Source organism: Pseudomonas sp. NPDC089534 (assembly GCF_044749305.1).
Classification (GTDB): Bacteria; Pseudomonadota; Gammaproteobacteria; order Pseudomonadales; family Pseudomonadaceae; genus Aquipseudomonas; species Aquipseudomonas ekonensis.
The window spans coordinates 51,749-72,313 of record NZ_JBIVHR010000017.1; the positions used below are offsets into that span (position 1 = coordinate 51,749).

The following is a 20,565-nucleotide window of genomic DNA, read 5'->3' on the forward strand; positions in this document are numbered from 1 at the left end:
GGCCCGCGCTGGGCGGGCCGGTTGAGTCGATCAGCGGCAGGCAGGCATGGCGTCAGCCCCACAGCATCACTTCGCTGTCGTCGGGCGGCGGCAGGTCCGGCAGCTCGATCACGATGCCGGCGCGGTACGGCTGCGGCTCGTCGGCCAGCCCCTGGTTGGCGTCCAGCACCGCCTCCACGGTGCCGTTGAGGTGCCCGTAGGCGTGGTAGCAAAGGGTGTCGAGCAGGTCTCCGTCAGACGTTCTGCAGGTCGTCGCCATAGCGCACAAACTCCAAGGTGAACGCCTGCTTGCGCGGGATCCCGCCTTGCAGCAGCGCGCTCTGTTCTTCATCGATGTTCTTCAGGCACCAGGTGCCCAGCACGTCGCCGTAGCCGGTGGTCAAGGTCAGCGGCTGGAGCCGGGCACCCAGGCTGCGCAGGGTGTCCAGTTGTCGGATTCCGCCCTTGAAGCCGGGAAAGATCGCCCCCTTGAGGGTGATCTTTTCCTCGCCGATGCCCACCCCCTGCTGCGCCGGCCGCCGGGTCAGGCGCTCCTGCGAGGCCCAGCGGTACTCCGTCGAGCGCCGCAGCTCGTCGAAGGCGGCGGTGTCCAGGTTGAAGTAGTACGGCACCGCCTTGGGATCCAGCGGCTGCATGATCAGCAGGTGCGGGAACGGCTTAACCGCCTCGGGCACCGGCGTGGCGTCGCCGGCCAGCGCACCGGTGGGCAGTATGTTGCCCAGCGAAGGGCTGACCTTGCCCGCGATCTTGTTGATCGCGGTGGATGCCCGGGCCGCCTGTTCCTTCAGCTCGCCCATGCGCTCGTCAATCTGTGACAGGGCGCGGGTGGCCTTGTTGTAGGTGGCCACCACCTGGCCGACCTTGGCCTGGGCGGCGTTCACCCCGCGCATCACGCGCTGCAGCTTTTCCCCGACCGCCGGACCGACAATCGGGATGCTCTCAAGCTCCGAGGCCGCGCCGCTGATCTCGCTGATCGCGCCGTTGACCGGCCCCATCATGCCGTCGAGGCTACGCCGTCCGGTCTCCCCCGCTGCCGCCAGTTGCTTGAGCCCTGACTGCAGCTGTTCCATGTAGGCCATCAGCCCTCCTTACACATGCGGTTCGTCGTACAGCGTGCGGTTCTGCAGCTGTTGCGTGGCCTGCTGCATCTGCTGCGCGATGTAGGGCTGCAGCTCCCGTGCCATTTGGGCTGGATCCTTGACGTCGCCCTGCACGGTGATCTGCAGCGGCGCCGTGATCTCGACCCGTTGCTCGACCTTCGGCGCTTCGGCCTTGGCCGCCGGGATCGGTGCTGCCAGCAGTGCTGGCGGAACCGGTGTTCCGGCAGGAGCGGCCAATGAACGGGCCACATCGCCCATCGCCGCGCCGGGGGCCAGCGGGCCGGTGGCAGGCTTCGGCGCAAAGGACCGGGCGATGTCGCCCATCACCGGCTGCAGGTTCTGTCCGGCGTTGGCCATCATCAGCGGCCCGGCATCCGGAACCCGCTTGAGCGACTCGTCTGTGCCGAACATTTTCTTACCCAGGAAACCGCCCACCGCATCGCCGCCCACATAGCCGAGCCAGCCCCCGATCAAGCCGCCGACGATGTTGCCGATGATCGGCACCGCTGTCCCGATGGCTGCACCGGCGGCCGCACCCGCCAGCGTGCCGGCCAAACCGCCCGCCGCCTCGCCGTAGCCTTCGGCCTTTTCATCGCGGGTCTCGGCATTCTGGTAGGTGTCCCACGCCTTGTAGCCTGCATCGATCACCGCCAGCCCCGCCGGGCCTTTCATGCCGTTGACGATCTTGTCCCTGCGACCGAGGCCGTCGCCCTTGCCGCCTTTGCCTTTCTTGCCGTCGCCACCAGCATCCAGGCCATCGGCACCCAGCCCACCGCCCTTGCCCGGCAGGTTGGTGACGATCACCTTCTGCGGGATGTTCGGGTTGCCCAGCAGGGTGCCGCGCCCGAGGTTCATCAGGCCCTTGCCGATCTTGAACGCACTGACCGCCACATTCAGCGCGACCAGGCCTGCCACGGCCTGGCCGATACCGAGCGTGACCCGTGGGAACTTGTCGGCAAAGTCCGACAACTTGCGGCTGACATTGGCAATGCCCTCGGCCACGCCGTCTGTGAGCGGCCGCAGTGCATCGCCGATGCTGCGCATGGCGTCGTCCATGGACTGGGCCATCTCCGCCCACTTCTGCGCCGAGGTCTGCCGCCGTTCGGCGAGGTTCTTGTCGAGGATCCCGGTAGCGTTCGCCGAGTCCTTCTTCAATTGCTCGTACAGATCCTTGTTCTGCATGTACGCGGTCAGGGCGGCCTTGACCTGCATGTCGGCGAACAGGTCGCCGGTGCGCAGGGCCTCCTCCAGGGACTTCATCATGGCCTTGGCTTTCTCGGGATCAGCCTCCTTACTAATCGCAGCCGTGGCCTCGGCCATCTCGGCGGCCCGCTTGGGGTCGGTCGCCTCGATGTACTTCTGGGCCAGCGCGAAACTGGACTCCAGCGTGGACTTGCCGTTCTGCAGGCCGGTCCGCAACGACTTCTTGTAGTCGATGCCGGCCTTTTTGTATGCGTCAACCGTCTCGCTGGAGCCGATCTTCTCCATCCAGTTCTTGAGGTTGTTGGCCGCCTCGTCCGAACCGCCGGCCGTCTTCATCTGCACCTGCAGCATGGCGCCCAGTTGCGTCACCGAGTCCATCCCGGTGATGCCCAGCTTGCCCATGCCGGCCAGCAGCTCGGGGAACCAGCGGGCCATGTCGACCGCCTCGAAGCTGCCCGCCTGGCCCTGGTAGGCGATGGCCTCCAGCGCCTTCTGCATCACCGCCGGATCGGTGATCTTGGCGTTCTGCCCCAGGGCGTTGATCATCTTGGCCGTTTCGGTGCCTTCCGAACCCTGGCCGACGGCGAACTTGGCCGCCGTCGGCGCGTAGGCCAGCGCCTTGTCCAGCTCCATGCCGGCGCCGACCAGGGCGTTCACCACCTCGGCCACCTGGTTGCGCGCCATGCCCGTGTCGCGTGACGTGTCGATCACGGTCCTGGACAGCTGCTGCTCTTCGGGGGAGTTGGCGATGTTGGCCTTGATCGCGATGTCGCGGATGATCGCGCCGTAGTCCGCGCTGACCTTGGTCGGGATGGCGACAGCGGCGGTCAGCGCACCAGCCTGGCCGATGGTGCTTTTCAGGCCGGACCGGCCCTCCTCAATCTGCTGATGGCCCAGCGCCTTGAGTTCGGCGCCGGCGGCCACGCGGCCCAAGGTGGCGTAGGCCTTGCTCAGGCGGCCGACCTCGACGCCCTGTTTCTTCAGCAGTTCGAGGTTCTTTTCGTACTTGGCCAGCAGCTTGCCCGCGCCTTCGGCGCCGGTCGTGTGCGCCTTGCGCCACTCATCGCGCAGGCGCATGGTGTCGCCGATGGTGTTCTGCAGCACGCGGGCCTTCGAGCCCACGGACTCCAGGTGCTTGATCTTGCTTTCGACGTCCTTGAAGGCTTTGCCCACCGTCGGGTCGACGGCGCCGCCGATGACAAAGCCGAGCGCGAGGTTCTTCGCCATGTGCGTGCCTTATGCGTCAAAGGGGTTGAGCGGCGGCTCAGTCGGAGAGCCACCACACCAGTTCGTTGAAGGGCATGCCCGTGATCTCGGCTGCCGAGAACCCGGTCTCCCTGGCCATGCGTTTGGCCAGGGCCTTCAACGTGGTCACGTCAAACCTCGTCGTCCTCGACCAGGCGAAAGTAGCCGGCCTGCAGGCGTCCGTAGTCGACCATTTTCAGCGTCACCAGCTCCGCCTCGGGTGTCTGGGTAAGCGAGGCGAACAGCGAGATCTCGCGCTGTTCGGCGTCGCCGTTGGAGGTGGCCTGCGCCGCACGCACATCACGCACGCAGGGCGCACGCATCGCCAGGGTGTCGACCTTCACGCCGTTCAGCTCGGTCGGGTACTTGAGGCTGATGCGCAGGCCCTCGTCGGAAAGCTGCAGCCACTTGGGCAGAGGCTTTTGGGAGATCGGTTGGATGTCTTGGCTCATTTCACTATTCCTCAGAGGCCCAGGGCCGCACGTTCTTCAGCCAGGTGGTCGACGCCGTCGATCACCAGCACCATGCCCACCATGTCGATCTCGAAGGCCACCCGGCCGCCGACTTCGAGCTTGTAGTAGGTCAATGCCATGTTGTGTTTGGTCTCGGACTTTTCGCCGGCCTTCCAGTCGCCCATGTCGACCTCCTTGAGGCCGCCGCGCATGGTGACCATGACCGGGGTCACCTTGCCCTTGTAGCCCTTGAACGAGCCCCGGAACACCGCGTTGCAGGCGGTGCGGTCGGAAAGGCCGAACCACTTGAGCGCCTCGCGCCGCACGCCGGTGGTGGTGAAACCGGCTTCGAGCTTCTCGACGCCGACCGGGATCTCGATCTCGCCGGCCATGCCGCCGCCACGGAAGCTCTCCATCTTCAGCACCACCTTGGGCAGCGTCAGGCTGGGGACTTCGCCGGAGAAACTGACGCCGTCGATGAACATGGCGCAGTTGGACAAAATTTCAGGATTCATCAGAGGCCTCCTCAGGCGGACTCAAGCACTTCGGTCATCCATTGATTGGTGACCTCAAAAAGGAAATTCGGGTTCTCGGCCGTCGGCACGTCGGTAAAGCGGATCCGCCAGTACACCTTGCCCTGCTCGATCTGGCTGGCGGTGTTCAGCTCCACGTCGGGGAACACCTCGAAGTTGATCACCGCGCCCTGGTTCTTCAGGTCGCGCAGAAACGCCTCCAGGCCGTCGGTGACGTCCTTGACGTAGGTCTTGGTGATCGAGCGATCGACCGCCCATTTGTGCCCGGCCTGCACCGCGTCCATGATCATGAACAGGGTGCGCACGCGGGTGACGAACGCCCATTTCGGGTCGCTCGACAGGGTGCGGTTGCCCCACAGCCGGTAGCCGTCGTCGCGGATGATCGTAGTGATGTTCGCGTTGTTGAGCAGGTTGGCCCGGCAGGTCTCGTCGCCGTCCAGGTACTCGACCGCCCGGCCGGTGCCGGTGATGCCGGTGAACTCCTTGTTCGATGGCGAGGCCCAGAAGCCGTACTCGGCATCGGTCCAGGCGAACAGGCCGGCCGTCCACGCCGAGCCCGGCGCGTCGACGGTCTTGCTTTGGGCGGTGTCCCAGAACTGCACGCCGGGGTCGACCATGTACAGGTTGCGGCTGCCGAAGTTCTTCGCGTAGGCCATGGCGGCCTCGTCGGTGGTGCCTGGCCCGTCGATGATGCCGATGGCCCGCAGCTTCTGCGCCAGGCCGTCGATGGCCGTGGCCACCGCCTGGGTCGCCGAGTGACGCGGCGCGATCAGCAGCCGCGGCTGGGCGTTGAACAGGCTCTTGCCGTCGAGCAGCGCCTGCAGGCCGGTGCGCTGCCCGGACTCCAGCACGCCGCCGATGATCGCCGAGGTCTGCAGCGACGGGTCCTCCATCTTCGGCACGCCGATGGCGACGATGACTGCCTTGGCCTTGGCGTAGACCGCCTGGCAGGCCTTGGTGATAGCCGCCCCCGCGCCGAACGCGGCGATGGCCTCGCGCTCGGTGGTGATCAGCTTCAATTCGCCGGCTTTCGCCGTGCCGCCGCCGACCAGGCCGGGGGTGAAGGTGTCGCACAGGCCGATGATCGAAGAGGACGGCATCGAGATGGTGCGAGCGCCTGTATCGACCGAGGTGGTCGTGACGCCGTGAAAGAAACTCATATAGGTCAGTCTCCAAAAATGACGAAGCCCCGCATGAGCGGGGCTGTGAGGGTGTTCGTTTTACGCATAGAGGAAACAAAACGCCCCGTCGGTTCGGGGCGTTTATTGGATTTGCTCGATCAGCCAGGGCGGCGCCAGCGGGCGGTGATCGACCAGCGGGAATTGCCCGCCTTGCGGCCAGTCGCGCAGCAGGCGGCGGTAGCCTTGCAGCTCGGCATATTGCTCAGGCGTGATCGAAGTAGACCCGCCGTCCTCGACCTCGTCGCGATGGCGTGAAACCAGAGGGTCAGTAGCCGCCAATTGCCGATCACGCCAAACACGCTCAGCGGCGGCCAGCGCCTCAGCACTAGGCGGCGGCCGATCAACAAGGATAGGGCCGCCGAACTCGTCAGCAGTGACGACCATTCCGGCAGATTGACCAGTCAGAATTTCGCGACGGCGCTCATCGGAAACCTCAATGCCATCATCCGGTATTTCGCTGTTAATGGTGTCGTCGTAAAAGCCACGCTCAGATGCACTAAAAAAAATCATGATCAATAACCCCACGCCCGCCAAGTTACGAGCTGACTGACCGATACGGTAGGCCCCGTGTTTGCGTTTACAGAAATGGTACTGAGGCTGCTGGAGTTCTTTCTCGCGCCGGCTGTTGCGAACTCACCACCACCCACTATGTTTGAGTTGGATATTCCTGCCATCGCCCCGAGAACTGCGGTAGGAAACGCGATAGGCAAAGTAATGACTACCTCAGTGTTGTCGATGACCGTTACGGCTCCCCACTGCTCGATCAGCCCCGACGGATACTTCTGATAGCCATTAGCAGAAAGAATGGCGAGTCCAGATCCGCCAACTGCCAGCCAGGACGAACCCGCTGCAATGAATTCACTCGCAACGCCGATACCCAGCACGACATTGGACGAACCCGCCGGATTGCCATTAGGACCAGAAATTGCGCCGTTAATGGACCTCACGGTACAGACGGTCGATGCTCCCGCCTGAATGTAAATGCGACTCCCGAGGGGCAGCAGCGTGGCATCAGGCAGCGTTAAAGTGACAGTCGGTGCGCTTGCATATACGTACTTTCCCACATCCGCCGCCGTCAAAACCGTATTTGCCGCATAGGCGGCATACCCGGCGAAACTTCCCGCTGCGCGCTGCACAAATTCGGTCGTGGCAAGTTTCGAAGAGTTATCAAATTGCGGCGGTGTGTTGGCCGTCGGGTTAAGTAGCGCCGGGGCGTTAATTGGCGCAAAGCCTTGAGTCACGTTCTGAAACGTCAGCGCCGTGGTGCCGAGGGCAATCACCCCATCCGTGACCAGTTGCCAAAGCGTATCGGCCAGCGTTGCCCCCTGCTCAACCGCCACCAACATCGCCGAAGTCACCTCGGCATCGCTGTTGGCATCCGGTGCCCGTACCCAAGCGCCTGCCGCCGCAACGTACAGGCCATTGTTCTTGGCGGCCGCCTGGTTCTTCACCAGCACCCGGTCACCGGCCGCCAAGGCGATCCCGTCGACGGTCTGCAGCCCAGTCAGCACAATGTCGGCCGTCGTGGCCACCCGAACCGACTGCTTGCCGTCGAGCTTGTAAAGCTCCTCCAGGATCTTAGCCTCGACCCATTCGCGAGTCGCAAGCACCACCGCCGGATCGATCTTGAGCTGGATGTTGCCGGTGCTGGTGACGATGAAGTTCATCCGCACGATCTGCGTCCGGCCCGAGCCCTGCGACAGCAGCGGCTTGAAGCTCGGCGCGCAGTTGGCCACCGCCACCAGGTCGCCGTCGGCGTCGTACAGGCCGATCTCGCGGATCCAGCGGCCGCCCTCGTCGGCCGGGATGATCTGTTCAGCGATCAGCACCGCCGGGTTGACCGGATCGACCATCAGCCGGTTGAGCGGCCGGCGCCGCCATTCGTTGATCAGACGGGTCTGGGATTCGCTGGGGATGACCGGGTCGATGTTGTTGGCATCGCCCAAGCCCATTTCGGTGAGTTTCCAGGGAACGCCGAGCGCGTCGGCGTTCGCCTGCTTGGCCTTTCCCACGTTGGTGAGGATGGCGAAGAATTGGCTGTTCGCATCAGTCATTGGTAAATGTCCAGGGTATCGATGGTGTGTTCGCGACCGACTACGCCGAAGCTGCCGGTGACCTCGATGTCACGCATGACCGGCGGGTAGACGTCGATCTCGTCGCCGTCGTACAGGGTTGCGGCGATGTTCAGGTGGCCTTGTGTCTCAAGGCTGATGGCCAGCCCCGTCAACTTACGGCTGACCGGCTTGGCGTCGTCGATCAGCCGCTCTAGTTCCTGATACATCTGCTCGGTGATGCCGGTGTCGAGGACGCCGACCTTCAGTGCGAAGGTGCCGGGCACGCCTTCCGGTGCGGTCTGCCACCACTCCAGCACCTCGATCAGGTAGCCCAGCGGCTCGACCACCCGGCGCAGGGCGCCGATGGTGCCCTTGTGTTTGTGGATGTAGAACGAGGCCTTGATCGCGGCGCGCTTGACCGGCTCCGGCCAGGCCGGATCCCAGCGGTCGACCGACCAGGCCCAGGCCAGGTGCGGCAGCAGGTGCACCGGGCAGGTATCGGGGTTGTACAGGGCGCGCAGCGGGATCAGGGTGGTCTCGGCGAACGTGGCCTCGATGCCCCGCTCCAGGGGTGTGCTGTTGAGCGGCAGGAGGCTGCGCATGTCAGCCCCCCAGCACGACGGTGTAACCCGTGCAGTACGCGGCCTGGGCCTTGCTCGGTTTCAGGTCCTGCCAGCCCCGCAGCTCCACCCGTGCCACACCGGCGACATGCAGCTGCGCGTCGACGCCGGAGCGCGCCACCTCGACGCCCAGCCGGCGCCGTGGGTTGATCCACAGACCCAGCCGGCGGATCGCCTCGGTGAGCGCCGCGTCGTTCTCCGGGCCTGCGCCCTTCATGTGCAGCACGGCGTCGACGCTGTAGCGCAGTATCTCGGCGCCGCGCACGGTGACGCGGTCGGCGACCGGCCGCACGTCATCGTCGTTCACCGCCGCCGCGACCAGGGCCAGCAGCTCCGGACCGGCCGTGCCGTCACCCTCCAGCCCCAGCACCGTGACATCGACGCAGGCCGGCGCCGGGCTTTCCGCCGTGGCGTCGGCGACCAGCGCCGAGGCGTTGCGCGCATGCAGGATGTAGCTGTTGCGCGGGCCGGCGGTGGTCAGCCCTTCGTAAGCCAGCTGCACCCGCTCGCGCAGGGCGTCGTGCGACTCCTCTACCGCCTCGACCGGCGGGACGGCCAGCGGGTCGGCCGCCTGGATGACCAGGCGCTTGATGTCGACGTTCGCCGCCAGTTGGTCCAGGTCGGATCCGGTGGCGTGGGACAGCAGCAGCGCCTTGGCCGCGTCGTTGACCCGCGCCCGGTTGCCGAGCTTGATGTAGCTGCCGACCTCCAGCAGCTTGGTCACCGGGTCGCTCTCAAGCGAAGCCGTCCAGTTCTGCCCCATGTGCCCCCGGAACACCTCCAGCGCCTCGCCGTACACGTCCTCGAAGTCCAGCGGCTCCAGCACATCCGGGGCCGGCAGCTCCGACAGATCCACCAAGGTACTCATACCCACACCTCCAACGTGCCGCGCTCACCGAGGTATTCGCCGCTGATCTTGAAATTGATTTGGCCGCCCAGCACCGACGTGACAACGACGCGCTCAAGCTTGAGGCGCGGCTCCCACTGGCGCAGCGCCCGAGCGGCCTCGGCCTGCGCGGCGCTCTTCCAGCCTTCGTTGATGGGCTGGTCGACCATGCGCCGTAGCTTGCTGCCGTACTCCGGTCGCTCGCGGCGGCTCATCAAGGGAGTGCTGAGGATGTCCGCCATGGACTGGCGCAGATGCTCGATGCCGGAGATGGGCTGCCCGGTGTGGCGATCCATTCCGATCATCGGGACTACTCCTTAAGCTGCTCGTATTCGGGGTGGGCCTTGAGGCATTTCAGCGCTGCGTCGTCACCGGCCCCGACCGTGACCAGGCCGCCGACCACGGCGAGCGTGCGGCCGTCCGGCAGGATGACGGTGCGCGAGGTGTAGAGGGTGTCGCGGAAGGTGACCGACGAGGCCGTCGGCACCGTCGGAACGGCGGCAGGTGCCTGCGCCGCTGGATCGTCTTGGGGTTTGGCCATGATTGCTCCGGGTAGAAAAAGGCCCGCACAAAGCGGGCCGGGTCAATGGGTCATCGTTAGTGCTTGTGGTTGCTGCTGTTGCCTGAGGTGTCGAGGATTTTCCCGCCGCCGGTAACGTCCTGGGTGACATGCAGCGGGCCGTCGATGTTGACCGGGCCCTTGATGTTCACCTTGCCTTCGAGATCGATCGCTCCCGACTTCACCGTGACGGCGCTGTCGGTCACCTCAGCCTGGGTTCCCCCGACCTTGATGGTGACCGTGCCGGTCGGCAAGCTGATGGCGTAGCTCTTGGCCTGCCAGTCGTAGACCAGGGATCCGCCGTCCTCGAAGCGCCACACCTCGACGTGGTCACGGTTGTCCGGCGGCGGCCCGCCGCTGCCGTACAGGCCGGGGATGAACGTGCCCTGGGCCACGTCGCCGCTGGCACTGATCAGGGTGCCCTGCTCGTTCAGGCTCGGCGCCCGCCAGTGCCGCGCCTTGCCGGCGGCGATGCTGTGCCAGCGCACCCAGCCGCTGACCCACTCGCCGTCCGAGACCCGGCACGCCGGAGGGGACGCGGCGAGATCCACCGCGACCACGTAGCAGTCCTTGACCAGGCCGGCGAGCATGCGGTCGTGCTGGGCCGCGACGTAGCCCGAACTCATGGCACGTCCTCCGGACGGAACGGGCCGTCGCCCGGATCGATGTTCAGCACCAGGGTGCCCGACGGCTGGTCCGGCCAAGGCCATTGCGCCTCGCCCAGGTAGACCTGCTGCGTCCACTCCACGGCCCAGACGGTGTAGCCGTCCAGCTCGGGCTTGGTCCAGTCCGGCATGGCCTGCACGAACGCCGCCGGCTCCACCTCCACACCCCAGGTCTGCAGGCGCAGCAAAACCGCCAACTGGCCGACCAGGAACACCGCCTGCTTGTGATGGTCCGAATGAATCGGATCGGTGATCACCCGTGCCTCGAACTTACAGGCCAGACTGGTTTCGCCAGTGCCCGGATCGTGGCCTGGCTCCATTTCCGCCAGCTCCACCAGCACCGCCGGCAACGGTATGCGGTCGAGATCTTCCGGCCACATGGACACCAACCGCACACCCGGCAGGTGATCCCGGATGCGCGTTTCGATGGCCGGGTAGAGTTGCTCAAGGCTGCACGGGATTTCCGGTTCGTCCATCGCGTCAGTTCCCCTTCAGGTGCTTCTGCAATTCAAAGTTGAGTTCCTGCTGCAGCACGTGCACCAGGTGTTCGTCCGCCTTGCGCACCCACTCGTCGAAGTGCGGCCGGGCCTGCTCCAGCGAGACCTTGGCCTTGGCCAGCGGGAAGCGGCTGCCGTGTTCGGCGATCCATCCCGAACTGGCCCCGCCGGCCGCGCTGACGTCGCTGTCCGGGTAGTCGGCGGGGTCGAAGTGCTTGCTGGCCGTGCGGATCCACACCTCGGCGCTGTTGCCGTAAACCTTCTTGAAGAAAGCGCCCTTGAATCGCCGGCCCGCCACCGACACAGCCGACCGGCTCTGCCGTGGCCGGCCGACGCGGCTGGCCTCCATCGCGTTGAGGCCGAACCACAGCTTGCCGCTGTTGGCACCGCCGCTGACCGGGTAGGCCCGCAGGCGCTGCCTCACCGCCTTGACCGCGATCCGCTCCTGCCGCCCGACGGCGCGGGCGATGTGCGTGCTGAGCCAGCGCAGGGTCTTGTTGATCGCCCGACGCTGGGCGTTGGCCGCCGCCTTGGGCACCAGGGCCGCGAAGTCCTGGAACGCCTTCAGCTCTGCGGAGTTGGCCTGCAGCGAGATCATCCCGCCGCTGGCCGAGGGCTTGAAGTGACTGCCGACGCTCATGGGCGTTTCCTCAGGATCAGGGCGACCAGGCCGTCGCCGCCAGGCTCCAGCTGGATCAGGTCGTAGTCCCCGCCGCCGTCCAGCACCGGCAGATCCACGCTGACCAGCAGCCCCTTCCTCAGGCTGTGCGCATCGCGGACGCGGATCTCGAACACCGGCTCGCGCAGCGCCGTCTTGAGGCTGCCCATTTTGGGCTGCCGCCACGGTGCGGCGAACATCCCCAGCACCGGTTCGTCGTAGCCCTCGATGCGGGCCGTGTCGCCGAGGGTTTCGAACACCGTGTCATCAATGTCCTCCAGCAGCTCGCGGAAGGCCATGGTCAGAGTTCCAGCTGGATCTGCGCCCGTGGCCGTGTGCACAAGTGCAGCGGGTTGGACTGGGCCTCGCCGGACACGCCCTTGTTGAACGGCAGCGGCTCGATCTTGCTGTAGTACGGCAGGCCCTCGGTGTTGACCGTCTCCATGTAGTCGGCCGGCGCGAAGACCGAGATGTACAGATCCGGCACACCTTCCGGGATCAGCCGAGCCTGGTCGTCATGCACGAACGAGACGTTGGCCACCTTGCCACGGTAACGCTCCCAGACGATCCCGCCGAACTCGAAGCTCTCGCGGGCGTCTCCACGCAGGGCTGCTGCCTGCATGGTGTTCAGGTAAGTGTCCCGCACCGACTTGTGGGTGATCAGCTTGTTCCAGAAGTTCTTGCCGCAGAAGGCGCGGGAGCCGGAGCTGGTGACGCTGCCCAGCGCGTCCTCCTGCATGTCCAGGGCCTCGCCGGCACGGACGCGCACGTCAGTGTCGGGGTTGCCCAGCCCCATCGACAACTTTTGGCGCTGGACGCCGAAGGCCTTGTAGATGTCCAGCAGCACGGTCTTGCCGTCTGCATCCAGCACCTGGCCGCTCAGTGCGCCCATGCGCTGGAACTCGTGGGTGGCGTCGAGTTGTCGGCGCGCCTTGGCCAGTCGCCGGTTGACCACGTCCTGCACCGACTGCAGCTCGGTCCGTGAGCCGAATGCGCGGATGCCCTGGATCTCGTCGGCCTTGATGGTGAAGCGCTCCGGCAGGTGCACGGTGTTGAACGGGATCAGCGTGCGCCGGCTGCCGCCGACCACCAGGCCCGAGGTGCCGCGCTCGCCGGCCGGCACCAAGGCCAGGGTGTCGCCGTCCTTCTCGATCTGCACGGTCAGGGTGGTGGTGCCCTCCTCGCGGAACAGCCCCAGGCTGCTGATGCGGCCCGGCACGTATTCCTGTTCGCTGATGGCGGCGGTCAGCGAGGGGACGCTGAAGGCTTCGTCTTCAAAAATGGCAATATCGGCCATGGGTGTACTCTCCAGAAACTAAAAATCCCGCACGCGGCGGGATGCATATAAGGGAAGGAACGTCTTAGCGGACGATCACGTAGCGCGTGGCCAGGGCCTTTTCGGCGGCCGGGTCGAGGCCGGTCAGGTGGGCTTCGCTGACCTCTGCCAGCCGCACCACGGCACGGCCACGGCGAACCACGTCCGACTGGCCGAGCGGGCCGTAGAGGATGGCGACGGGGTTTTCGGTGCCGTCCTCTGCGGCGGGGTTGTACGGGGCGAACTCGCTGGTGGCGGTCACCAGCCCGAGGATCTGCCCCGGCTCCAGCGCCGGGCCGGCCGCGACGTTGATCGCTTCGCGGGAGATGTTGCCGGCGCCCTCGGACAGCAGGAATTCGCCCGCGTGCATCGGTTCCAGTTTAGAGGTCATGGTCTTGCTCCTTTCGAGGTTGGGGATTGTGCGGCCCGGCGGGCGGCCCAGATCGCGGACGGGTCAGGCTGCTTGGCCTGGATCTTGGGATCCGGATCCGGGGTTTGCGGCAGGCTGTTGTCGATCTCGAAGCCCCCGCCGCTGCCGACCAGCTTGTCGAACAGCCGCGCACGCACGGCGCCGCTGTCCAGTCCGGCCTTGACGAACTCCACCGCAGACTCGGGCAGACGGGCCGCCACGCACAGGTCGCGGATGACCTTGGCCTGGGTCAGCGCGGCCTGCACCGCCGCTTCGCTTTCAAGCTGGGTGGCGGCGATCAGCGGTGCGATCAGGTTGCTGATCCCGGCCGTGTTGCAGGTTTGGGTGATCAGCAACGCCAGGGCGGCAGGATCGGCCACGTCAGCCGCAGGTTCCGGCGTCTCCACCGTTGGCTCGGGCACTTGCGTGGGGTTGCTCAGCAGATCCAGCAGCGCCTGGGGCGTGCGCTGGTACTTCTGAATCATCGCGCCCTGCCCCAGGCAGGCCTTGATCTGGACACCCTCGCCGACCTCGTCAGCCAGGCCGAGCGCGACCGCTTCGCGGGCCGTCAGCCAGGTTTCGGCATTGACCAGGCGCCGCAGCTCGGCCTCGTCGATGTCCGGTGCCTTGGACTTGTAGGCCGCGATGATCACCTCCAATGCTTGGTCGAGCGCGGCGGCGACCTTGCGCAGATCGTCCGCGTCGCCCGAGGCGTAGGTCCAGGGGTTGTGGATCATCAGCATGGCGTTTTCCGCGACCACCACCCGGTGCGCGCCGCACACGGCCACGCTCGCCGCGCTCGCGGCCAGGGCATCGACCCGGCCCGTGCAGCGCTCGCCCAGGCGGGCCAGCGCGTTGTGGATCGCCAGCCCGTCGAACAGGTCGCCGCCGATGCTGTTGAAGGCCGCGACCACCGGCGAGACGCCGTCATCCAGCGCGGCGAGGTCGCGCACGAACTGGTTGGCGGTGATGCCCCAGGTGCCGATCTCGCCGTAGATGTAGATCTCGATGGCGCGTTGCTCGGCCTCGCCGCTCGCGTTGAGGGTGTACCAGTGCTTGTCCTTGATCTCCGGCTGGCCTTGCGCCTTGTTGAAGATCTTCAGAGGGAATGGCGGTGTCATGGTTTCTCCTGGTCGTCGACGTCGACTGGCTCGACGAGCGTTCGGTAGTTGAGGCCCAGGTCGCGGGCCCGCTTGGCGTCGGCGGCGTTCTCCGCGTCGACCGTTTCGGCGTCGTAGCCGGTGCGCAGGCACATCTCGCTGCGCGAGCCGAACCCGGCGTTGACCTCCAGCATCCGAGCCTGCACATCCTGCACCGGCTGGATGTAGGCCCAGCCCTGCGGCACCCAGCGCGTGCGCAGGTACTCGCGTCGGCGCTTGGCGTAATCCGGCAGGTCGATCACCCCGGCCAGCACCGCCATGTCCAGCCAGGCCGCCCGAACCGGCCGGCAGAGCTGGTGGATGTAGACATTGAACTGCAGCTGCTCCAGGCGGCGCCGGAACTCGTTGAGCACCACCCGCAACGCCCGGTCGTTGATGCCCTTCATGTCGCCGGTGAGGATCTCGTAGGGCGTGTCGGTGCCGGCCGCAGCGGCCATCAGTTGCTGCCGCATGAAGTCCGGGTAGTTGTTGCCGGCGTCCGGCGGCTTGGAGAACTCGACCTCCTCGCCGGCGCCCAGCTCCTGCATGGTGCCGGGCTCCAGCGCCACCATCGGCGTGAAGCCGTCGCGGTCGGCCGTGATCACCTGCCCGGTCACCGGGTCTCGCGGTTGCTGGCCCATGTCCTGCGACGGCCGCTTGATGAAGCCGGCGAACAGGTTCGACACCTCCTGCCGGAACAGCACCGCGTCGTCGTAGTTGTCGAGGCTGCGCAGCCGCTTAAGCACCGGCGACATGCGCGGCACGCCGCGCAGCTGGCCCGGCTCCATCGGTTCGAAGATGTGCAGCACCTGGCTGGCCGGCACCCGCACCAGCTGGTTGTAGCCGGCGTTCTGCAACGTCCCGTCTCGCGGATGCGAGCGGTACATCCAGTAGGCCACGCGCTTGCCGGCCGGGTTGAACTCGATCCCGGCGCGGATGACGTTGCCGTCGCGGGTGGTCTCGAACTTGTCGTGCGGCACGAACTCCGGCGCGAGCGTCTGCAGCTGCAGGGGGATCACCAGGCCTTCGTCCAGGCTGCGCGGACGCAGCCGGACGAAGCATTCCCCCGCCGTCTCGACCGTGCGCGACACCAGGGCCTGCTGGCCGTAGAAGTCGCACAGGCCGTCGGCGTCCGACTCGTCGACCCAGTCGTCCCAGAACTCCTGGAGCAGGTTGCGCAGCTCCTCGTCCTTGAGCTTCGGACGCGGCGTGATGCCGGTGCCGATCAGGTTGCTGACCCGTTTGTTGATGGCGTTGGCCGCGTAGGGGTCGTTGCGCACCGCCGCCCGCGAGCGGGCCCGCAGGTTGCGCAGCGCCGGGGTGTTGATGCTGTTGATGCTGATGTCGGGAGCGTCCCAGCTGGAGGATCGACGGCCTTCTCCGGCGCCTTCGTAGCTGGCCTTGATGTTCGACGGCAGCAAGAACCCGCTCCGCGACAGCGTCGGATAGTGTCGTGCCATCAGATGCCCTTGCCTCCGTGGTAAAGCCGCACCACCCGTGGACGGGGGCCAGCGGCGCTGTTCAGCGAACTGCGGATCTCCTCACGCGCCCGGAGCAGCTCATCGACGTCGCGGTACTCGACGGTGCGGTCGCTGTAGCGCACTGTCTTTTCGCCACGCGCGATGGCGCGCTCGATGGCTTCGAGGTGTTTCTGGGAAAAGGACATGTCAGCGTCTCTTCAGGTAGCCGCTGGTGGAAGTGCGGCGTTGTGGTGGCGCTGCCGGCCGCGTGTGCGGGGCCGGTGCAGCGGGTGGTGGTGCGACCTGGGCTTGGCGCACAGCCATGGGCTCAGGTGTTTGCCCGTCTTCGGCACGCTCACCCTGCACGGGCTTGATGCCCAGGGCGTCGTCGAACAGCCCGGATTGGGCCAGGGCCTGCCGCACCCGATCCCAGTCGTGTTCCTGGTAGCGGTTGATGCCGAGGTAATGGGCCATGGCCAGGCAATACACCATCAGGTCGAGCGCTTCGTTGCGCTCGGCCTTGCCCTTCACCCACTCGATGCGCTTGTGGCCACGGACGTAGCGGGCCACCTTACGCTCGGCGACGCACTGGTCGAAGAACTCGTCCGGCAGGTCGTTGGCGAAGTGCAGCGCACCCGGCCCGTCCGGGAACGTGTAGCGGTTGTAGATCCAATCCTTGGCCGTGTCGGTGCCGACGAACCACAACTCGGCGCCGTTGCGCTCGGTCTGGCCCTTCCAGGTCACGTCGACCATGGACGGGCGCTGGGCAATCACAGGCTTGCCGGGCTTGCTAGCGCCCTTGAGGGCGAACACGTTCCGCCAGCGGCGGACGCGGCAGAACTGGTAGACCTCGTCGGTGTGGTGGCCGCCGGAGTCGACGCCCACCGCGAGGATCCCTAGGCCGACGCCGCAGGGGTGCCGGTAGCGGGCCTTGAGCTTGTCGTCCAGCACGGCCCAGGTGCGCTCCTCCGCCGGGTCGCCCCAGATGACCTGGTGATCGACCACCCAGCGCTCCATGCCGACGCCGAAGCCCATCACCATCAGCTCCAGGCGGTTGGCCTGGACGTCGACAGAGCCGGTCAGCATCAGCACGCCGGCCGGCACGGTGCCGAGGGTGTAGGTCTCCAGCCGCGCTCGGGCGATCAGCGCGGCAGCGTTGGTCTGCTCCATTGCGCTGTCCCAGACCTTGGCCAGGCGGGTGTTGTAGAACACCTGCATCGGGCCCATCTCGCCCGCTGCCTTCGCGACCTTGGCCTCCTCGAATTCCCTGGCCAGGGTGCGCCACTCCAGCCAGCCTGTCGGCGAATAAAGCGCATTGAGGTAGAAGCCGACGGTCTCGCCATCGCCTGCCGCATGCGCCCGCCACTCGCCCCGGCTGAGCATTTCGCCCTTGTGGTGTTCCTCGATCAGCACGTCGCATTCGGGGTTCGCGCACTGGTAATGGACAACGCTGTAGTCCGGGCTGTAGAGCAGGCCCTCCCACTCCAGCACCTGCATGTGGCCGCAGGTCGGGCACGGCACGTAGTAGTGCCGCTGGTCGCTGGACTCGAACAGGTCGGCGATCCGCGAGGCACCCTTGATCGTCGGCGAACTGGAGAAGTAGATCTTGGCGTTGCGCCCGAAGTTGGTCGCCCGCGTCTCCGCCAGCCGGACAGGATCACCCTCCTGGCCGACATCGTTCTCCCAGCGGTCGACTTCGTCGCCGTAGATGTAGCGCGCCGACAGCTCCGACAGGTTGGCCGCCGACCCGGCGGTAGTGACGTACAGCGAACCGCCCTCGAACTCCTTGGTGTCCATCGTGTTGCGGGCGTCCCGCGAGCGGCTGGCGGCCACACGCTTGCGCAGGACGGGCGTGGCCTTGATGGTCTTGCTGATCCGCCCCGACACCCGCTTGGACAGGCTCAGGCTGGGCAGCAGCGCCAGGATGTTCGACGGCGCCATATGGATCAGGCCGCCCATCCAGTTCAGGGCGACCTGGGTTTTCATCAACTGCGAGGCCACCATGGTGACCACGCGCCTGCAGGGGTGAGCCGGCGACAGGCAGCGCATGGGCTCGCGGGCGTAGGGTGTCCGTGAGGTGCGGTACTGGCCGGGCTCCGGGGCGCCGGTGTCTCGCGGGATCCGCATGTACTCGTCCGCCCACTCGTCGATCCAGAGTTCTGGGTCGGGGCGCAGACCACGGAAATAGTTCTCACGGTACACCCTCGCACCGTCAGGAAATTCCGTGTGCATGGGTTCAGTCCGTAGTGATGGCGTTCTCTAGATCCGCCGAGGAGATGCGTTCGGCCTCCTCCAGCGTCTTGCGGAAGGTGTCCGTCAGGTGCTTTTCGATCAGCCAGGGATCGGTCATCGCCGCAAGGTCGTGGGACAGTTGCGGCAAGGGCCCGAACAGCTGCTCGCGCAGCAGGCGCCCGGCGTCGTAGGCGCCGGTCTCGACCGCTTCCCTGGACACCAGCGAGCCCTGCGCCTTGTGCAGTTCGATCTCGGCCAGCTTGGCCATGTTGTGCTCGCGCAGCGCACGGGCCTTCTGGAAGTCGGGCTGCTTGCCGTCGCTGGCGATCACCTGCGGCGGCGCAGCCGTGGAAGTCGGCTCCGCAAGGGGGGACAGTTGGCTGTACACGTCACGCTGAATCCGGTCTTGCTGGTGACGTTCGGCCACAGCGGTCTTGCTCGGGTCGGCGGTGTCGCGGATGAGCGCTTCGCTGGCCAGTACGTCGACATGCTTGCCGTCGGGCGACAGCACCAGGCGGTTGTTGTTCTTCAGCCAGGTGATGTAGCTCGGCGCCCTGCCGATCCGGGCCGCGAAGGCGCTTTTGGACAGGTAGGTTGGTTCTGTCATGAGCCCTCCTTTCAACGGCTTTTCAATGCAGACCTTTCAATTTCAATGGATTGAATTTCAGTAAGTTGGGGGGCCTCCCGCTAACACTTTCCCGCGGGTTTGCGACCCCGTGTCCTTCAGATTCCCGTAGGGGCCCCCGGCGATTCTGGGGCCCCAAAACGGTGCATCAACCCTGCTCGCCCCCGACCGGCGGGGCTTCGGCAACGCCCAGCCGCTTGGCGGCCCAGCGCTCGTACAACCCGATGGCCACATCGGCACCGGCCATCGCGGTCAGGCACCCGAGGGCGCCCGCCGTCCAGATCGTCATGCCGGCGGCGATCATGAGCATCATCGCCGACACCCCGCAGACGATGCAGGCACCGGACCGAAGCGCGAGCCTGCGCAACAACGCCCAACCCCGAGCGCCATCCTTGTCTGCCCGCCACATTTCACCCGATACGCCACCGACCAAAGCCAGGACGATCACCAACCAGATAGGCATTTCTGCCAACGCCTGCTGTTCGCTCGTCATTACTCCTCCTAAACCAATGTTTACATTCGATAATTAGTTAGCACTGGGGTTAATTTATGGTCTGTATTTTGATTTGTTGGCACCCAAGGGCGGCTTTAAGCTCACCATTCAACTCAACTCCAGCGCGGTGTCGTAATGACCAAAATCGAAGCAGCTCAACTATTTCTCCCGCTTGTAATTGGTTACTTCACAATCAGCGGCGAACGGCTAGTGGACTTCAAAGTATGCGCGGTCTGGTTCGGCCTCATAGTCCTGACCACAAGCCATATGCACAGCATCTACCTACTATTTACAAACAGTCAGATGGAGTTTTGGGTGCGATATGCAGCGCTGAATCTGGCTGCGATCGGTTTACTCGTACTGCTCGGAGTGGCCTACGTACTTAAAAAACATCTGCGGGAAGAGTTATTGAGCAAAATGAGCCGGTCATGAAAAACCCCGCCGAAGCGGGGTTAGGTGACCGGCTCGGGGAGAACCGGGTGAAGCTGCACAGCACGTGCTCAGTCCGCGATCCAGACGCAAATCGCATATCGTGGGGACTTTTTACCTGCCTCCGGAAAAACCGAAAAGGGGTGATTTTCGGTTGGTTGGTTCGACGCTACTTTGACGCACTTTGACGCAGCTTTGAGCCAACCCGTCCGGACGGACGGTCATCACCAAGTCCGCACCCGCGCACTCGTGGACGCACGCAACAGCCCAGTTTCCGCCGACCGGCAACGTCGATTGCGGGCCCGGCCCGGCGCCGTTCGCACGGTCAGTATCACCAGCACCTGCTGATGCAGGGCATGAACCCAGTTCCGGTACGTCCGATCCCCCGTTTCGGCAAGCCCCAGATACGCCAACTGGGAGCGCACTGACAATGCTGGCCGAGGCAAGTACCGGTTCCGCGCCAGGGCCACGAGCAGCGCGCCTTTCTCGGACTGACGCTCAAGTTGCGCCAATGCCGCCGCCACCTCTCGCGCCACGTGATCCGGACCAGCTCCTGCCGCCATGGACAGATCACGGGAACCTGGCGTGCCGCGCGGAGCTGAGCCGCCCCACTCCATGATCGTTGCCATCGGACTGCCCCAGCCAACGCCACCACCATCCCCGACCAGGTTCAGCTGGTTCCCCCAATGCTGCATGAGTTCTTCGACCTCATCGATCATCGCCCAATCCCCCAAAATCCGAACCCGACACAAAAAAGCAGCAACCCAACACAGACCCAACACAGATAAAACCCAAAGAAATCAGTTGCTT

The 20,565-nt window shown here is 65.6% G+C and carries 26 protein-coding genes; 1 reads left to right on the top strand and 25 read right to left on the bottom strand.

All coding sequences use genetic code 11. The features are described from left to right. Positions 1 to 52: 52 nt before the first annotated feature. From ACIP0B_RS07575 to ACIP0B_RS07690, 24 genes are all read right to left on the bottom strand, one after another. A complete protein-coding gene (locus ACIP0B_RS07575) occupies positions 53 to 259 on the bottom strand; it encodes a tail protein X (protein WP_085584383.1) in 207 nt (68 codons plus the stop codon). Beyond that, positions 234 to 1,079 (bottom strand): phage tail protein, encoded by an 846-nt coding sequence (locus ACIP0B_RS07580; RefSeq protein ID WP_400830907.1) that lies wholly within the window; start codon positions 1,077 to 1,079, stop codon positions 234 to 236. The genes ACIP0B_RS07575 and ACIP0B_RS07580 overlap by 26 nt, the downstream gene beginning before the upstream one ends. Before the next feature lie 9 nt (positions 1,080 to 1,088). Beyond that, positions 1,089 to 3,530, bottom strand: a complete 2,442-nt coding sequence (locus ACIP0B_RS07585) for a phage tail tape measure protein (RefSeq protein WP_400830909.1) — start codon at positions 3,528 to 3,530, stop codon at positions 1,089 to 1,091. 149 nt (positions 3,531 to 3,679) lie between these two features. Next, a complete protein-coding gene (locus tag ACIP0B_RS07590) occupies positions 3,680 to 4,000 on the bottom strand; it encodes a phage tail assembly protein (protein ID WP_400830910.1) in 321 nt (106 codons plus the stop codon). 11 nt (positions 4,001 to 4,011) lie between these two features. Then, positions 4,012 to 4,515, bottom strand: a complete 504-nt coding sequence (locus tag ACIP0B_RS07595) for a phage major tail tube protein (RefSeq protein WP_400830911.1) — start codon at positions 4,513 to 4,515, stop codon at positions 4,012 to 4,014. A gap of 11 nt (positions 4,516 to 4,526) precedes the next feature. Continuing rightward, positions 4,527 to 5,693, bottom strand: a complete 1,167-nt coding sequence (locus ACIP0B_RS07600) for a phage tail sheath subtilisin-like domain-containing protein (RefSeq protein ID WP_400830912.1) — start codon at positions 5,691 to 5,693, stop codon at positions 4,527 to 4,529. Between the two features lie 102 nt (positions 5,694 to 5,795). Then, entirely contained in the window at positions 5,796 to 6,224 is a 429-nt protein-coding gene (locus ACIP0B_RS07605; RefSeq protein WP_400830972.1) for a phage tail assembly chaperone, read from the bottom strand. 2 nt (positions 6,225 to 6,226) lie between these two features. Then, positions 6,227 to 7,768, bottom strand: coding sequence for a phage tail protein (locus ACIP0B_RS07610; RefSeq protein ID WP_400830914.1), 1,542 nt, complete (start codon positions 7,766 to 7,768; stop codon positions 6,227 to 6,229). Further along, positions 7,765 to 8,370: a phage tail protein I gene (locus tag ACIP0B_RS07615; protein ID WP_400830916.1), complete on the bottom strand. Its 606-nt coding sequence runs from the start codon at positions 8,368 to 8,370 to the stop codon at positions 7,765 to 7,767. The genes ACIP0B_RS07610 and ACIP0B_RS07615 overlap by 4 nt, the downstream gene beginning before the upstream one ends. A gap of 1 nt (position 8,371) precedes the next feature. Then, on the bottom strand, positions 8,372 to 9,256 hold the full coding sequence (locus ACIP0B_RS07620) for a baseplate J/gp47 family protein (RefSeq protein WP_400830918.1): 885 nt from the start codon (positions 9,254 to 9,256) through the stop codon (positions 8,372 to 8,374). Next, positions 9,253 to 9,579, bottom strand: a complete 327-nt coding sequence (locus ACIP0B_RS07625; protein WP_400830919.1) for a GPW/gp25 family protein — start codon at positions 9,577 to 9,579, stop codon at positions 9,253 to 9,255. Before ACIP0B_RS07625 ends, ACIP0B_RS07620 begins: the two co-directional genes overlap by 4 nt. A gap of 5 nt (positions 9,580 to 9,584) precedes the next feature. Further along, positions 9,585 to 9,815: a hypothetical protein gene (locus tag ACIP0B_RS07630; RefSeq protein ID WP_400830920.1), complete on the bottom strand. Its 231-nt coding sequence runs from the start codon at positions 9,813 to 9,815 to the stop codon at positions 9,585 to 9,587. Between the two features lie 56 nt (positions 9,816 to 9,871). Beyond that, positions 9,872 to 10,459, bottom strand: coding sequence for a phage baseplate assembly protein V (locus tag ACIP0B_RS07635; RefSeq protein ID WP_400830921.1), 588 nt, complete (start codon positions 10,457 to 10,459; stop codon positions 9,872 to 9,874). Next, complete coding sequence (locus ACIP0B_RS07640) at positions 10,456 to 10,974, bottom strand: hypothetical protein (protein ID WP_400830923.1); 519 nt, start codon at positions 10,972 to 10,974, stop codon at positions 10,456 to 10,458. Before ACIP0B_RS07640 ends, ACIP0B_RS07635 begins: the two co-directional genes overlap by 4 nt. 4 nt (positions 10,975 to 10,978) lie before the next feature. Next, positions 10,979 to 11,635 carry a hypothetical protein gene (locus ACIP0B_RS07645; protein ID WP_400830925.1) on the bottom strand — a complete coding sequence of 219 codons (657 nt, stop codon included), beginning with the start codon at positions 11,633 to 11,635 and terminating at the stop codon, positions 10,979 to 10,981. Further along, on the bottom strand, positions 11,632 to 11,952 hold the full coding sequence (locus ACIP0B_RS07650; protein ID WP_400830927.1) for a hypothetical protein: 321 nt from the start codon (positions 11,950 to 11,952) through the stop codon (positions 11,632 to 11,634). Before ACIP0B_RS07650 ends, ACIP0B_RS07645 begins: the two co-directional genes overlap by 4 nt. A 2-nt stretch (positions 11,953 to 11,954) precedes the next feature. Beyond that, positions 11,955 to 12,950, bottom strand: a complete 996-nt coding sequence (locus ACIP0B_RS07655) for a major capsid protein (RefSeq protein ID WP_400830928.1) — start codon at positions 12,948 to 12,950, stop codon at positions 11,955 to 11,957. A 64-nt stretch (positions 12,951 to 13,014) separates the two neighbouring features. Continuing rightward, complete coding sequence (locus tag ACIP0B_RS07660; RefSeq protein WP_400830930.1) at positions 13,015 to 13,359, bottom strand: head decoration protein; 345 nt, start codon at positions 13,357 to 13,359, stop codon at positions 13,015 to 13,017. Next, positions 13,356 to 14,498 (bottom strand): head maturation protease, ClpP-related, encoded by a 1,143-nt coding sequence (locus ACIP0B_RS07665; RefSeq protein WP_400830932.1) that lies wholly within the window; start codon positions 14,496 to 14,498, stop codon positions 13,356 to 13,358. The genes ACIP0B_RS07660 and ACIP0B_RS07665 overlap by 4 nt, the downstream gene beginning before the upstream one ends. Next, on the bottom strand, positions 14,495 to 15,976 hold the full coding sequence (locus ACIP0B_RS07670) for a phage portal protein (RefSeq protein ID WP_400830934.1): 1,482 nt from the start codon (positions 15,974 to 15,976) through the stop codon (positions 14,495 to 14,497). The genes ACIP0B_RS07665 and ACIP0B_RS07670 overlap by 4 nt, the downstream gene beginning before the upstream one ends. Further along, positions 15,976 to 16,182, bottom strand: a complete 207-nt coding sequence (locus ACIP0B_RS07675) for a phage head-tail joining protein (protein ID WP_400830935.1) — start codon at positions 16,180 to 16,182, stop codon at positions 15,976 to 15,978. Before ACIP0B_RS07675 ends, ACIP0B_RS07670 begins: the two co-directional genes overlap by 1 nt. Position 16,183: 1 nt before the next feature. Continuing rightward, complete coding sequence (locus tag ACIP0B_RS07680) at positions 16,184 to 18,208, bottom strand: phage terminase large subunit family protein (protein ID WP_400830937.1); 2,025 nt, start codon at positions 18,206 to 18,208, stop codon at positions 16,184 to 16,186. Between the two features lie 4 nt (positions 18,209 to 18,212). Continuing rightward, complete coding sequence (locus ACIP0B_RS07685) at positions 18,213 to 18,815, bottom strand: terminase small subunit (RefSeq protein WP_400830939.1); 603 nt, start codon at positions 18,813 to 18,815, stop codon at positions 18,213 to 18,215. A gap of 166 nt (positions 18,816 to 18,981) precedes the next feature. Continuing rightward, positions 18,982 to 19,326, bottom strand: a complete 345-nt coding sequence (locus ACIP0B_RS07690; protein WP_400830940.1) for a phage holin family protein — start codon at positions 19,324 to 19,326, stop codon at positions 18,982 to 18,984. Positions 19,327 to 19,461: 135 nt separating this feature from the next. Here ACIP0B_RS07690 and ACIP0B_RS07695 point away from each other — a divergent pair, with 135 nt between their 5' ends. Further along, positions 19,462 to 19,758 carry a hypothetical protein gene (locus ACIP0B_RS07695; RefSeq protein WP_400830941.1) on the top strand — a complete coding sequence of 99 codons (297 nt, stop codon included), beginning with the start codon at positions 19,462 to 19,464 and terminating at the stop codon, positions 19,756 to 19,758. Positions 19,759 to 19,979: 221 nt separating this feature from the next. Here the strand turns inward: ACIP0B_RS07695 and ACIP0B_RS07700 are convergent, their stop codons facing one another. Then, on the bottom strand, positions 19,980 to 20,474 hold the full coding sequence (locus ACIP0B_RS07700; RefSeq protein ID WP_400830943.1) for a hypothetical protein: 495 nt from the start codon (positions 20,472 to 20,474) through the stop codon (positions 19,980 to 19,982). Between the last annotated feature and the right edge of the window lie 91 nt (positions 20,475 to 20,565).